The sequence below is a fragment of the Methylobacterium organophilum genome (genome assembly GCF_022533465.1).
GTDB lineage: Bacteria > Pseudomonadota > Alphaproteobacteria > Rhizobiales > Beijerinckiaceae > Methylobacterium > Methylobacterium organophilum.
The window spans coordinates 1985031-1998261 of the sequence record NZ_CP092848.1; the positions used below are offsets into that span (position 1 = coordinate 1985031).

Annotated in this window: 12 protein-coding genes; 8 read left to right on the top strand and 4 right to left on the bottom strand. The window is 70.9% G+C overall.

Annotated elements, in window-relative coordinates; genetic code table 11:
• Window positions 1-878: 878 nt before the first annotated feature.
• From MMB17_RS09200 to MMB17_RS09210, 3 genes are all read right to left on the bottom strand, one after another.
• A complete protein-coding gene (locus MMB17_RS09200; RefSeq protein WP_241101787.1) occupies window positions 879-1712 on the bottom strand; it encodes a hypothetical protein in 834 nt (277 codons plus the stop codon).
• A gap of 13 nt (window positions 1713-1725) precedes the next feature.
• On the bottom strand, window positions 1726-3093 hold the full coding sequence (locus MMB17_RS09205) for a hypothetical protein (protein WP_241101788.1): 1368 nt from the start codon (window positions 3091-3093) through the stop codon (window positions 1726-1728).
• A 298-nt stretch (window positions 3094-3391) separates the two neighbouring features.
• Entirely contained in the window at window positions 3392-3694 is a 303-nt protein-coding gene (locus MMB17_RS09210; protein ID WP_066920382.1) for a metal-sensitive transcriptional regulator, read from the bottom strand.
• 160 nt (window positions 3695-3854) lie between these two features.
• Between MMB17_RS09210 and MMB17_RS09215 the strand changes: the two genes are divergently transcribed.
• The 3 genes from MMB17_RS09215 (at window position 3855) to MMB17_RS09225 (ending at window position 5118) form a co-directional block, all read left to right on the top strand.
• Entirely contained in the window at window positions 3855-4187 is a 333-nt protein-coding gene (locus MMB17_RS09215; protein WP_144766838.1) for a four-helix bundle copper-binding protein, read from the top strand.
• Window positions 4188-4236: 49 nt separating this feature from the next.
• Window positions 4237-4506: a hypothetical protein gene (locus MMB17_RS09220; protein ID WP_066927216.1), complete on the top strand. Its 270-nt coding sequence runs from the start codon at window positions 4237-4239 to the stop codon at window positions 4504-4506.
• 435 nt (window positions 4507-4941) lie between these two features.
• Window positions 4942-5118, top strand: a complete 177-nt coding sequence (locus MMB17_RS09225) for a heavy-metal-associated domain-containing protein (protein WP_238179521.1) — start codon at window positions 4942-4944, stop codon at window positions 5116-5118.
• 135 nt (window positions 5119-5253) lie between these two features.
• Here MMB17_RS09225 and MMB17_RS09230 read toward each other — a convergent pair whose 3' ends face one another.
• The gene (locus MMB17_RS09230) at window positions 5254-5508 is read right to left on the bottom strand and encodes a hypothetical protein (RefSeq protein WP_241101789.1); all 255 of its coding nucleotides are present in this window, start codon (window positions 5506-5508) and stop codon (window positions 5254-5256) included.
• A gap of 216 nt (window positions 5509-5724) precedes the next feature.
• Here MMB17_RS09230 and MMB17_RS09235 point away from each other — a divergent pair, with 216 nt between their 5' ends.
• From MMB17_RS09235 to MMB17_RS09255, 5 genes are all read left to right on the top strand, one after another.
• Window positions 5725-6216 (top strand): hypothetical protein, encoded by a 492-nt coding sequence (locus MMB17_RS09235; protein WP_241101790.1) that lies wholly within the window; start codon window positions 5725-5727, stop codon window positions 6214-6216.
• 618 nt (window positions 6217-6834) lie between these two features.
• The gene (locus MMB17_RS09240; RefSeq protein WP_144766841.1) at window positions 6835-8121 is read left to right on the top strand and encodes a type II restriction endonuclease; all 1287 of its coding nucleotides are present in this window, start codon (window positions 6835-6837) and stop codon (window positions 8119-8121) included.
• A 380-nt stretch (window positions 8122-8501) separates the two neighbouring features.
• On the top strand, window positions 8502-9953 hold the full coding sequence (locus MMB17_RS09245) for a calcium-binding protein (protein WP_241101791.1): 1452 nt from the start codon (window positions 8502-8504) through the stop codon (window positions 9951-9953).
• 121 nt (window positions 9954-10074) lie between these two features.
• Window positions 10075-11919 carry a type I secretion system permease/ATPase gene (locus MMB17_RS09250; protein WP_066919349.1) on the top strand — a complete coding sequence of 615 codons (1845 nt, stop codon included), beginning with the start codon at window positions 10075-10077 and terminating at the stop codon, window positions 11917-11919.
• A complete protein-coding gene (locus MMB17_RS09255; RefSeq protein WP_241101792.1) occupies window positions 11916-13229 on the top strand; it encodes an HlyD family type I secretion periplasmic adaptor subunit in 1314 nt (437 codons plus the stop codon). The genes MMB17_RS09250 and MMB17_RS09255 overlap by 4 nt, the downstream gene beginning before the upstream one ends.
• The last annotated feature ends 2 nt before the right edge of the window (window positions 13230-13231 follow it).

Genomic DNA, 13231 nt, shown 5'->3' on the forward strand with positions numbered 1-13231 from the left:
CATGGAGGCTCGGCCGACCACGGCGCTCGACGAGACCTCGCCGGCGGACCTGTTCGCGGCCTCACCGGTCGCGGCCGGCCGCCCCCCCAGCACGTTCCGGCCAGGCTGAGCCGGCGGGCGTTCTCGGGAGCGGGTTCGTCGGACCCTGGATGCCTCTCGAAGTTTTAACGGCAGCCGGTCCACCCCTCGGCCCAGCCGCGACGCCTCCCGGCCAGCTACGACGCAATGCAGAGGTGCATGCGTAGATCCCTCACCGTGGTGACGGCGAACGCAAGACGCCGACCCGCTCGTCCGGTCGCGCGCGCCCGCACTCGTCCCGGACCCGCTTCTCGACCGCTCGGGCGCCGGGGCCACGTGTTCGACCTCTCGCCGCGCACGCGCGCCTCGCCGGCCTCCTGTGCCGCACGCGCGGACAAGGAGCCCCTCGAAGAACGCCGCGCATCCGTGGCACCCGGCGGCACCAGCAGCCGCCGGGATTGGTCCTGTGCGAGCGTGCATGGACGCACCGCGACCGTGCAGCCGCCGCCCCGTCGCGCGTCGGCGCGGATTGCCCCAAATCCGACGACCGCCTTCGCCGGCGTAAGCCGGTCAACGCAGCGTTCCCAGGGTTTCGCGCGGGCCTTGGCCGCTCGCGTAGGGCTCCGTCGAGGCCGCGGAGGTTAGGATCTGCCTGCCGACGACGCCGCACGCCCCCGCGACGGCGATGGCCAACAGGATGCGCAGGAACGTCCTCCGCGCGGCCGCCAGGACGCCCGGCCGCACACGGCGCCTTCGCCCGGCGTTCCTGGATGTCCAGGCATGGCGTTCCGGGCCCATTCGAACTCTCCGATCTCGCGGTAAACCAGCCGAGGGCTGCGGGAGGCTGCGCGTCCGGCCTTTCAGCGGGGCGGGTCGAACGAGTACGGGAAGCTTAGCGAATGCTGCAGGCCGGCCGTGACGCGGAAGTCCTGCCGGCGGTCGCCGCCGAAGCCGACCCCGACACCCCCGGTCAAGACTGTCTGGGGCGTGACGATGTAGCGGGCGCCGATCTCAGCCAGGTTCACCGCGCGCCCCCTTTCGCGGTCGGTCTCGCGGAAGATGTCGGCGACCAGCACTACGTTGTTCGACACCAGCTGGCTGTAGCCCACCCCGACACGGTAGCGGTCGCGCCGCTCCGCCTCGCGCCCTGTGGTTGGGTCGTAGTTGTGGAACCATGACGCGTTGAAGTGAATCCGGCGCGGCACGTAGGAGTAGGGCGAAAGCCCCTCCGGGTCCGGCGTGCCGATGCTCTTGGTCGCCAGGAACTTGAGCTCGGTCTCGGTCCCGCCCGCCATGCGGCCGTAGGGGGTGTTGACGCCGAGCGCGACCGCCAGGGCCGGCAGGACGAGGTCTTCCTGGTTGAAGTTGTAGAAGCCTTGGGCCCGGAACGCTCCCTGGTCGGTGTCGCTCGCCGTGCCGACCCTGTAAGGCGCCTCGACAGATAACTGGAAGTTCTTGAAGGCCCCCCACTCCACGCGGGGCACGGCCATCAGGCTGCTGAGGCCACGCGGGTCGTTCCGGGTGCGGTTATACTGGAAGTAGGACTGCACTTCGAGGCCGTTCTCCTTGATCGGGTAGGCGTCCTCAACGGTGATGGGCAGCCCCTCCTCCAGGTTGGTGTGATCCGCGGCGAGCGCCGGGCCGGCGGAGGCGACGAGGGCGGCCGCGAGGACGGCGCGAACGATCTTCGGCATGGCGCGGGGCTCCTCAGCGCACGGCGACGCGGGCCGGGCCGAGGCTCGGCTCGACGCCCATGTCGATGGGGGCCACGTCCGGGATGCGGGCGGCCTTGGCCTTCCAGGCGGAGACCATGTGCTCGACCATCATGGCCGGCGTCTCCCCGGGCTCGGTCGAGCCCGGCATCATCCGCATGCCGGGGGCGACCTGCATCAAGGCGTCGTGGAGCGAGCCGGGAACCTCGCCGGGCTCGATTCCGAGCCGGCCGTTCATCATCATCTGCCGCATGACGGCGGCCTTCCGGTCCTTGGAGAGGCCGCCCGGATACATCATCGGCAGCATCTCCATGAGCATGTCCATCATGATCATGCCCATCGCGCCCTGGGGCGAGCGCACCCAGGCCGGGTAGGTGCGCGGATCGTATCCTGGATACGGCTCGCGGAACTTGCGCGCGTAAACCTCGTCGCCGGGCTGGTAGCCCATGGCCTCGATGACGCGGTACATCTCCGCCCGCTTCTCCTCGACCGACCAGCCCTTGTAGGCCAGGATCGAGTAGGCGATGCCGTGCAGCATGTGCAGGTTGTCGAAGATGTTTGCGCTCTCCGGGCTCATTCGGGAGTAGCGCGGCATGATCTCGCGCGAGAGCACCATCCGCTGGGGGCGGTCGGGCAGGACCTCGCGGTACATGGTCTCCTCGACGGCCTTGATCGCGGCCTCCTGGTCATGGTTGCCCGAGATCATCTGGGCTTCGTAGACGGCCGGATGCCACCAGTGGGCGACGTAGAACAGGCTCTGGTCGAGCGGGTAGAAGTTCCGGAAGTTGTTCAGGTAGGGCTTCATCATGATGCCCGCGCGCCGCATCGTGAGTTCGAGCGGCGCCACGCTGCGGGGCACGCCCGGCGTCTGCATCTCAAGGTAGTAGCGGACCGTGCGGTCCGTCCAAACCTTCTTCTCGGCCCAAGGGATCTCACGGAACGACATCACGTCGTAGGTCTGCTCGTGATGCATGTGCGTCCAGTCGATCGTCCGGAACAGCGTGTGCATCGCCCGGTCGACGTAGCTTGAGTAGTACGGCATCTCCGGCTCGGTCGCCGGCGGATCGCGCAGCCACTCCTGGGCCTCCTTGTCGAAGCGGGCGTCGACGGCGGCGTGGTCCTCGAAGCGCGTCAACTGCAGCAAGTCGTGCTGCTTCGAGTGGAAGAAGTGCATCCCGGCGCCGATGCGGTACGCGCGGTTGTGCCGGTAGAAGAAGGCGAGGTTGTAAGGCCCCTTGAGGAAGCTCACCCCGTTGCGCTGTTCGAGCGCGAGGGCCCGGCCGACGCCCCGCGGCAGGGATGCCGCCGCGCCGAAGACCCCGGCGGCGCCGGTGAGAAGGGCTCGTCGCGACATACCGGCCATCGGCACCTCCGTTATACCCCTCATGGGTAAACGCGCCGACAATCGTTCGTCAAAGCCAGTCGCGAGTTAATCCGCGGCTCCTGGCCGGATCCGGCGGGATGTTGCCAAAGTGCGACAATCCGGGCGGCGGGGCAGGCTGCCCCGGCGCCATCGTAACGCCCCATGCCGGGCAACCTCCGCGATGGCCAGCCGGCAGAATGCAGCGCCGGACGGCAGCTACGGCGGCGCCATGGCGCGCCTCTTGCCCGGACTTCCAGGCGCGGGACCTTGAGCGGGCCTGGCGGGAATGCCGGAGGTGTCAGACGATGCGAGCGATGAGACCGCCGACCTCGTCGGCCAGGCGCTGCCGCTCGGTATCCGAGAGGTTCCCGGCCAGCGAGGATTGCACCAGCGCGTGCATGTGGTCGCGCACCATGTCCGACTGCACGCGCCTGAGCGCAGCGACCACCGCGTCGATCTGGTGCGCGACGTCGATGCAGTAGCGCCCGTTCTCGATCATCTGCTGCACGCCGCGCACCTGCCCCTCGATTCGACGGAGCCGCGGGATCTGCTGCCTATGGTCGACCGGGACGCCTCCATGGTCCTCTTCGGAACCTGCCATGCTGCCGTGTACCTCTGATGGTCGGGCGACCGCTGGCCCCGGGACCCGGAACAATACCCCGGTTGGGTATGTTGACATTCGCGACGCCCCGGCCTCGTCGGCCTCGGGGCTTCCCCTGATAGTAAGGCTTAGCATCCTCCCGAACAATGCGAGCGACGACATGCATCAGATGAGCCACGATATGCAGGCCTGCATCGACGAGTGCCTGCGCTGCTACCAGACCTGCCTCGGCATGGCCTCGAACCACTGCCTGCCCGCCGGCGGCAAGCACGTCGAGCCCGGGCACCTGCGCCTGATGCTTGCCTGCGCCGAGATCTGCCGGACTTCGGCGCACTTCATGCTGCTCGGCACGGAGCACCACAAGCATACCTGCGCCGAGTGCGCCGACGTCTGCGAGGACTGCGCCCGCAGCTGCGAACAGGTCGGCGACATGCAGGCTTGCGTCGAGCAGTGCCGCCGCTGTGCCGAGAGCTGCCGCAAGATGGCCGCCTGAGCCCGAGGGGCTCTCCCACCACAGCATCGTCGCGAGACGGAGAACATCGATGCGTCAGCTGTCCCTCGCGCTCGCCGGCCTGCTCGCCGCGGCGCTTCCCGGCGCCGCCTCCGCGCAGGTGCCCGCCAGGCCCGGCGTGCCGGGATCCGCCGAGCCCGTGGTCACGCGCACGCCGGGCACGACCGGCAACGACCGGAACGTGGTGGTCGCCCCCGGTCCGACCGGGGCATCCACCCTCCAGACCGACTCGGCAGCGGCTGGCAACGCCGGCCAGCCGGCGCGCGCCGTCCCGCAGGGCAGCGGCGGCGGCAGTCGCTGAACGGGGCATTCCGCCCCCTGCCGGGCCTGCCTCGTCAGGATCGCCGCCGCGCAACGGGGTTCCCGAAGCGGGGCAGGCCCGCGGGGAGCGGTCGTCCGGGGCGACGCGCGACCGGGGCGGGCACGCCAATCCGGCTAGTGCGGTGCGCCTCGGTACCCGCGCCGGATCCGTGCTCGATGGTGGCGCAACCCGAGGAAGGGTCGACGCCTCGCACCGCCCGCTTGAGCGGCCGCCGCGCTCGCCGGCTGACTGAGGTCGGCGCATCGGCTGCGAACGCTCCGGGCGGCCCTTGACCTTCCAACGATGGGAAGCCCCATTTGGGCGGGGTCCTCAAGAAGGAGACCCTGAATGTGTTGCTGCACGAACAACTCCGTCGCCACGCCGTTCCCGGCACGCCGGCCCCAACCCGACACGGTGGTTCTTCGGGTCGAGGACATGACGTGCGGCCACTGCGTGCGAGCGGTGACGGCCGCCATCGTGCGAGACCTGCCCGGCACGCGAGTGACCGTCGACCTAGGAAGCAAGACGCTCACCGTCGGCGGGACGGAAGACGCGGCCGCCGTGGCACGGGCGGTTGCGTCCGCCGGCTATACCCCTTCACCGGCGGCATGACGCCGCGGTCCCGGTGCGAAGGCCGGACAGTGGGATGCGATGTCGTTCCGCACCGGGACCCTTACCCTGCGACGGCCCATCAGCCTTCCAGCTAGGCGGTCGCCAAGCCCGGCTCGCCACGGGTGGTGGGTCATCTTAAATTCGTTCCCCCTCGTCGCCGGAAGCCAGCGTCCTGCCGCGATCAGGTTTGACCGTGAAGACGCCCGCGCCCATCCGGGAAGAATGGGGAACACTCAGCCGCTGCGGAAGGCGAAGGGGACGCACCGTGTCCGGCACCGTCTTCGCCGACCAGTTCTGGTCGGCGGGCTCGGCCACGCCGGCCAACTCTGCCGTCTGCCCTGCAATGCCGCCATCGAGGCGCGCGTCCCCTTCGCCCACGCCTTTGCCCACTGCCTCTCCGTGAGGTTAGGCGGATGGAAAGGGCCCTACCCCGGCGCCTGAGACGTCGCCCAGGTTCCTGCACGTACCAACTGCCGTCGGCCCGAGCCGGAGCTGACCCGGCCGTGCGAGCGCCTCCCGGTCCTGCGCTCCTTCCCGTACTCCATGCTCAACAATGCCGTCGCCGAGGGCTGCCGCGCCAGGGTCCAGTGCGTGCGGGACCGCGTCATGACCAGGGAGGCGGGCAGGCCGCTGCCGAAGCTGCGCTTCCGCGGCACCGACGACTGGTCGGTCACGACAGACAACTTCTGGCTGCTCCGCGTCGGCACCGATCATGCCCATCGGTCAGCCAAGGCCGAACACGCGTGCACGGTGACCACGGAGCGCAACCGGGCGCGCAGGGCCCGCAGGATGGCTGCCCGCGAGACCTCGTGGGCTGACGAACGCGAGCGGGCGACGGTGCTCAGGCTGGCGGAGCGCGGTGCCAACCGCTCGCTCACCCGCGCCCGGCAAAACGCGGCCCTGCTCATGCGCGACGTGCCTGTGCTGGTCGCCACCGACCCCACGCGCATGGTGCCGCCGCTGCTGCGGCTGGACGGCCCGGCCGAGCGCCGCGCCCGCCGCGAGGCGGGACTGCCGGTGCCCGCCCTGCGCGGGATGCGCCGCGAGGAGCGCCGAGCGAGGGCCATTCGGCGCAACACCTGCGCGCCACCCGTTTAGCCCTGCTCATCGACCTGCTAGCGGCGGCAGCGGATAGGATTGGCGCGATCCTCGTCATGCCCGGCCGCCGGGACACGACGGCGGGCTGCTCGGCCTGCACGAGGGTGGAGCGAAAGCCGCGGGGCGAGCGTTGGCACTGCTGCACGTGTGGTCCTGTCCTGCGGCGAGACCAGGCCTCCTCCGTCGAGACGCCCGGGTCAATTCAAACCGACTCGCCACTTCGCCACGCGCGAGTTGGCTGCGGGCGGTGCCGGGCTCCCCGGGCGAGCCGCGCGCCTGCGCACGTGCCTCGCCGAGACCTCCCGGGACCTCACAACGATGGCGATACCGCGGGACCGGAGATCGTCGCCCTGATGACGATCAAGGCTTCCTGGCGGCGCCTGCGCACGGCGACCCGGCACCGGGGCCGTGGCCGGTGCACGCGCAAGGCCCGCAGCCCGGTCCGGCTGACCGGCCGCCGTGGTCCGAACGACGGCCAGGCCGTTGCGCCGTTGCGACACCGCCGCCGCGATCTCGGCGGCGCCGGAACGACTCGGAGTTGACCTAGTGGCGTCGGATACCGGGCCGGGGCATGCTCCGCGGCGGAAGCCTGGCTCGGGTCTAGGAGGGGGGACGGACGTGGACGAAGCCTGGGTCGGCAAGCTCCTCCGGCACTGGCGCGAGGATGCCGGCGCTTCCTACAGGACGTGGTTCCTGTGGGAGGAGCGTATCAAGAACTTCCGCTCGATCCGGCGCGGCATCCAGGCCGTCGTCGAGGAGATCCGGACCGGCGCCTTCGGCAATGCGTACCGAGGCTCCTCGCTGGAGACGGTTGTCCACTCCATCGCGGAGCAACGCCAGGTCTTCAAGGGCGCCGACCACGCCTTCCTCTGGAAGCCGAAGCTGCGCATCCCGGATATCTACGAGAACCGCGACAACCAGCTCGCCTTCGGCCGGTTCCTCGACACGTGCCTGTGTTGCAACGCCGAGGCGCATGTCCTGTCGGCGGTCCAGGCGCTCGACCGGGCGCGCATCAAGGGCCTGGGCCCCGCGGCCGCGAACCTGCTCTACTTCCTGCACCCGACCTGGATGCCACCGTTCAACACCGCCATCGTGAAGGGGTACAACGCCCTCGCCGGCGCCAACGTGAAGCTCGGCAGGTGGGACGAGTACCTCGCCATGCGCCGGGGCATCCTCGCCCTCAACGACGCCCACCGGTCGCTTCTCTCGAACGACCTCGGCGCGGCCGCCGGCTTCCTGTTCGACGTCGGCTCCGGCCGTTACCCGCTGCCGGAACGCGACACGGCGGGGGCGCTGGAGCGCTGGCGCGAGGACCTCGGCCGCGTCCGGGCGGAGGCCGCCGGCGCCTCGAAGGCCGTCGAGGCCGCCCGGGACGCCGACCACACACACACCGAGATCCAGGGCTGGCTGCGGGATCTCGGCCTCGCGCTCGGCTTCGGCGTCTGGATAGCCGCGAACGACGCGAGCCGGCCCTACGCCGGCGGCCGGCTATCGGACGGATGCCTGGAGCGCCTGCCTGCACGGCTGACCGCGAACGGCTCGGCCGAAACGGTCCGCCTGATCGACGTGATCTGGCTCGACGGGGCGAGCGGCGACGTCGCGGCGGCCTTCGAGGTCGAGCACACGACGAGCATCTACTCCGGCATCGTGCGCATGCTCGACCTCGCGCTGGGCATCGAGGGTGGAACCGGCCGCAACTTCTTCCTCGTGGCCCCGGACAGTCGCGAGGGCGACGTCAGGGCGCAATTCGCCCGTCCGGCCTTCTCCCGGGTGGGCGAGCTGGACTTGCGCTACCTTCCCTACAGCGAGCTCCGCGACCACCGCGCGAGCATCGCGCGCTTCGGCAGCGGCCTGAAGGGCGTGCTGGCCATCGCGCGTCCCGTGACCGCGCGCCTCCGGCCGTAGGCGGGGTCCCGAGGCCGCGCCGCTCCTCTCGCTGAGCGAGGCCTGCGAACGTCGCCGGCCGAGCGCCGACGACAAGTTCGCCCGCCGTCGCGGACCCGCAGGACGCGGCACGATCCACATCGGAAGCGTCCCGGACCGGCGCAACAAACCCTCCCACGGTATCCGATGCGACGCAGTCGTCCCGGCCCGAGCCTCGAAGGTTCCGTCGCCGACCCTGCGCACCCGGTCGCGTCAAACGGCCCCAGATGGAGGAAAAGCGGGAAACAATGCGGCAAATGCCGGAGTTCTAGCGAGGTGTACCCTGCAGGGGTATGTCCGGTTAGTACCACACGCCGGCGGGTTGCACGCAAGCTCCCTCGAACAGCGCAAGGACCCGGCAGATGACGCACAATCGGCAGCATCAGAGCTCCCACGACGAACCTGCCAGCCAGCTGAGCTTCGGCGACCACAGGCTGTACATCGGCGGGTCCGGCCTCGACGCCTATCCCGGGACGGGCGCGATGGACACCGCCTTCGGCCGGGGCGCCGCCGACTACCTGGCGAGCCGCGGCGAGAACGACGACCTGCTCGGGGGCAACGGTCGCGACGTCCTGGTCGGCGATGGTGGCATGGACCACCTCGATGGCGGCAGGGGCGCCGACGTGCTCATCGGCGGCGACGCGGCCGACGGACTCCGCGGTGAGGACGGGCGCGACTACCTCGACGAAGGGGTCGGCCACGGCGACCTTGAGGGCGGCGCCGGCGATGACATCCTGATAGGCGGGCCCGGCGGCGACGCCTTCGTCATCAGCCCCGACAGCGGCGACGACGTGATCCAGGACTTCCAGGGCGGCCCCGGCATGTTCGACCACCTGGCCGTCCGCGGCCTGAACGCCGAGGACCTTCGCTTCGAGGACACCGACGCCGGCGTGCGGATCAGCTGGGATGTGGGCGAGGGGGGGTCGGTCCTCCTGGCCGGGTTCGAGAAGTCGCAGCTCGCCCAGGACGACTTCATGTTCACCGACGATCGCCAGGTCATCCGTCCGACCGGCGCCGACGCCGAGACCGTCACGGCCGACAAGTTCATCAAGGACGAGGGCGGCAACCTCTCCGCCCCCGACGCGGGCAGCGCGACGACCGCCGAGGATGCCTTCCGCTTCGACGAGTTCAACGTGAAGGTCGGCACGGCGGGCCGGGACGCCTTCGAGGGTACGGCCGACCGCGACTTCTACTATGGCCAGGATGGCGCCGACCATCTTTCCGGCGGCGCGGGGGACGATGACCTGTCCGGCGACGCCGGACGCGACGTCCTCGACGGCGGAGAGGGGCAGGACCACCTCATGGGGGGCCGCGGCGCCGATCAGCTCTACGGTGGGGACCAGGCCGACAACCTGATGGGCGAGAACGGCAACGACGTGCTCTACGCCGGGGCCGGCCACGACATGCTCGACGGCGGCCGGGGCGACGACGTGCTGAACGGGGGCGACGGCGCCGACGCCTTCATCGTCGGTCCGGACACCGGCAACGACATCGTTTCCGGCGGCTTCGACGCCGGTCCGGGCGCGTTCGACCATATCGCCTTCCGCGACATCACGCCGGACGAGGTCACGGTCGCCGACGTCTCGGGCGGGGTGCGCGTCAGCTGGACGACGACGGAGGGCGACGGCTCGATCCTGCTCCAGGGGCTGAAGACGAGCGATCTCGCGCAGGACGACTTCATGTGGAATGCCGACGACGGGACGAGAGGCTCCTTCATCGACGACCCGGCCATCACGGGCGAGGGCTCCAGGCTGATCTTCCAGGAGACCGCGACGGCGTCCGCCAGCCCGGAGCACGACTACATGCTCGCCTGAGCGGGTGCGGCCCCGCGCTCATGCGTGGGGCCGCGCGGCCGGGTGCTTCGCGCTGCCCGGCCCGCACCTGGAAGGCCGCCCGGCCATCCCGCGCCAGCCCCCTCGCATGAGGCAGAACGACATGCAGCCAACCGCGCTCGCGAACAACGCCGTGGCGGCCAACGATGACGAACCGTCTTCCACGACGGCCGAGGTGCGTCCCGGCATCGGGGGCGCGCTCCTCGGCGTCGGCTTGCTGAGCGCCCTGGTGAACCTGCTCTATCTCACCGGCTCGCTGTTCATGCTGGAGGTGTACGACCGGGTGCTGCCGAGCCGCAGCGTGCCCACGCTGCTCGGGCTCGCCGCCATCGTTCTCGTCCTCTACGGCTTCCAGGGCCTGTTCGACGTGCTGCGCAACCGCCTCCTCGTCCGGATCGGCGCGTCCGTGGACCGGGCGTTCGGGCGCCGCACCTACGACGCCGTGGTGCAGGCCCCGCTCGTCGCCTCGCGTCACGGCGACGGACTGCAGCCGCTGCGCGACCTCGACCAGGTTCGCACCTTCCTGTCGAGCCCGGGGCCGGCCGCCCTGTTCGACCTGCCCTGGATCCCCCTCTACCTGCTGCTCTGCTTCGCCTTCCACCCCTGGATCGGCGCGGCGGTGCTGGGGGGTGCGCTGCTTCTCGTCTCCATCACCCTCGTCACGGACCTCCTGACCCGCCGTCCGTCGCGGGCAGCGGCCGCAGCGGCCGGACAGCGCTACACCCTGGCAGAGGCCGGCCGGCGCAATGCCGAGGTTCTGCGGGCAATGGGTATGGCCCCGCGCACGGGCGACATCTGGGCCGAGGCGAGCGAGCGCAACCTCGTGGCCCAGCGGCGCATATCGGACGTCGCCGGCGGGTTCGGGGCCCTGGCCAAGGTGCTGCGCCTTACCCTGCAATCCCTGGTGCTCGGCGTCGGCGCCTACCTCGTGATCGCGGGCGAGGCGACGGGCGGCATCATGATCGCGAGCTCGATCCTGGTCGCCCGGGCCCTGGCCCCGGTGGAGCTGGCGGTGGCGCACTGGAAATCGCTCGTGGCGGCCCGACAGGGCTGGGGGCGCCTCAAGGCCTTCCTCGCCTCGTTCCCGAGCGAGCGGTTGAGCGTCGCCCTGCCGCCCCCCTGCGAGAGCGTCCGGGTCGAGGCCGTGACGGTCACGGCCCCCGGGCTCGAACATGCCCTCGTCGAAGACGCCACCTTCTCGCTGCGGGCCGGCGAGGGGCTCGGCGTCATCGGTGCCAGCGGCTCCGGCAAGTCCTCGCTCATCCGTGCCCTGGTCGGGATCTGGGCGCCGCTCCGCGGCTGCGTCCGGCTCGACGGCGCCACCCTCGACCAGTGGCCGCCGGAGGTGCTGGGCCGGCACATCGGCTACCTGCCGCAGGACGTCGAACTCTTCGCCGGCACGGTGGCGCAGAACATCGCGCGCTTCGACCCGGACGCGCCCTCCGAGGCCATCGTCGCCGCCGCACGCGCCGCCGGCGTCCACGACCTCGTGTGCTCCTTGCCGAGGGGCTACGACACGCCCATCGGCGAAGGCGGGGCCGCCCTGTCGGGAGGGCAGCGCCAGCGCATCGCGCTGGCGCGCGCCCTCTACGGCGAGCCGTTCGTCGTCGTCCTCGACGAGCCGAACTCCAACCTCGACGCGGAGGGCGAGGACGCCCTGAACCGCGCGATTCGGGACGTGCGCGCCCGCGGCGGCACCGTGATCATCGTAGCCCACCGCCCGAGCGCCCTCGCGGCGGTCAATCGCGTGCTGTTCATGGCGGACGGCCGGGTCCGCGCCTTCGGGCCCAAGGATGAGGTCCTGTCCGCCCTGAAGCGCCCGGCCGCGGCCGCGAGCGCCCGGCTGCCTCGGGTCGAGGGCAAGGAGCGCCCGCCATCCGAGAGACCGGTGCCGCTGCGCGTGGTCGCCGACGCCGAAGGGGCCCTGTCAGAAGGAGCGCGGGCATGAGCGCGCAGCGCCCTTGGGACATCCGCCGCTCCGTCCGGCGCCACCTCGTCCTGAGCCTGGCGGCCGCCGCCCTGCTCACCGTCGGCCTCGGGGGGTGGGCGGCCACCACCGAGCTCGCCGGCGCTGTCGTGGCACCGGGGACGCTCGTCGTCGATTCCTTCGTCAAGAAGGTGCAGCACCCCACCGGAGGCGTGGTGGGCGAGTTGCGGGTCCGGGACGGCGACCTCGTGCGCGCCGGCCAGGTCGTCATGCGGCTGGACGAGACCGTGACCCGCGCCGACCTCGCCGTCGTCGACAAGAGCCTGGCCGAGCTGACCGCGCGCCAGGGCCGCCTGGAGGCGGAACGCGACGGCGCCCCCCGGGTCTCGTTCGCGGCCGTCCTCCGGGGCCGCGCCCAAGGCGACCCGGAGGCGGGGAGGGTGATGGCAGGCGAGACCCGGCTGTTCGAGCTGCGCCGGGACGCCCGCGCGGGCCAGAAGGCGCAGCTGAAGGAGAGGACCGGCCAGCTCCGGGAGGAGATCCAGGGCCTGACGGGCCAGATCGCCGGCAAGCGGCGCGAGACCGAGTTGATCAACCGCGAGCTCGAAGGCGTGCGCGACCTCTGGCGCAAGAACCTGGTCCCCATCCAGCGCGTGACCGCCCTGGAGCGCGACGCCGCCCGCCTGGAGGGCGAGCACGGGCAGCTCGTCGCCTCCGTCGCGCAGGCGAAGGGAAAGATCTCCGAAACCGAGCTCCAGGTGATCCAGGTCGACCAGGACCTGCGCAGCGAGGTGGCGAAGGAGTTGAGCGAGGTGCAGGGCAAGATCGCCGAGCTCGTCGAGAAGCGGGTCGCGGCCGAGGACCAGCTCAAGCGCATCGACATCCGGGCCCCGCAGGACGGCATGGTCCATCAACTCGCCGTCCACACCATCGGCGGGGTGGTCAGCCCGGGCGAACCCATCATGCTGATCGTCCCGAGGGCGGACACGCTCGTGATCGAGGCGAAGGTCGCCCCGAAGGACATCGACCAGGTCCGGCTCGGACAAAAGGCCGTGCTGCGCCTGACCGCGTTCAACCAGCGGACCACCCCGGAGATCGAGGGCACGGTCAGCCTCGTCGCCGCCGACCAGATCACGGACGAGAAGACGGGCACGAGCTTCTTCAAGGTCCACGTCAAGCCGGAACCGGACCACGTCGCGCGGCTCAAGGGGATCAAGCTCGTGCCGGGCATGCCGGCCGAGGTTTTCATCCAGACGGGCGAGCGGACGGTGCTCTCCTACCTGACGAAGCCCCTCAACGATCAGGTCCGGCGGGCGTTCAAGGAAGATTGAGG

Coding starts and splice junctions, on each gene's coding strand:
- MMB17_RS09210 (WP_066920382.1), bottom strand. CDS start 3,694: ATGGCAGGTTCCGAAGAGGACCATGGAGGCGTCCCGGTCGACCATAGG.
- MMB17_RS09245 (WP_241101791.1), top strand. CDS start 8,502: ATGACGCACAATCGGCAGCATCAGAGCTCCCACGACGAACCTGCCAGC.
- MMB17_RS09205 (WP_241101788.1), bottom strand. CDS start 3,093: ATGGCCGGTATGTCGCGACGAGCCCTTCTCACCGGCGCCGCCGGGGTC.
- MMB17_RS09235 (WP_241101790.1), top strand. CDS start 5,725: ATGACCAGGGAGGCGGGCAGGCCGCTGCCGAAGCTGCGCTTCCGCGGC.
- MMB17_RS09215 (WP_144766838.1), top strand. CDS start 3,855: ATGCATCAGATGAGCCACGATATGCAGGCCTGCATCGACGAGTGCCTG.
- MMB17_RS09200 (WP_241101787.1), bottom strand. CDS start 1,712: ATGCCGAAGATCGTTCGCGCCGTCCTCGCGGCCGCCCTCGTCGCCTCC.
- MMB17_RS09255 (WP_241101792.1), top strand. CDS start 11,916: ATGAGCGCGCAGCGCCCTTGGGACATCCGCCGCTCCGTCCGGCGCCAC.
- MMB17_RS09225 (WP_238179521.1), top strand. CDS start 4,942: ATGACGTGCGGCCACTGCGTGCGAGCGGTGACGGCCGCCATCGTGCGA.
- MMB17_RS09220 (WP_066927216.1), top strand. CDS start 4,237: ATGCGTCAGCTGTCCCTCGCGCTCGCCGGCCTGCTCGCCGCGGCGCTT.
- MMB17_RS09250 (WP_066919349.1), top strand. CDS start 10,075: ATGCAGCCAACCGCGCTCGCGAACAACGCCGTGGCGGCCAACGATGAC.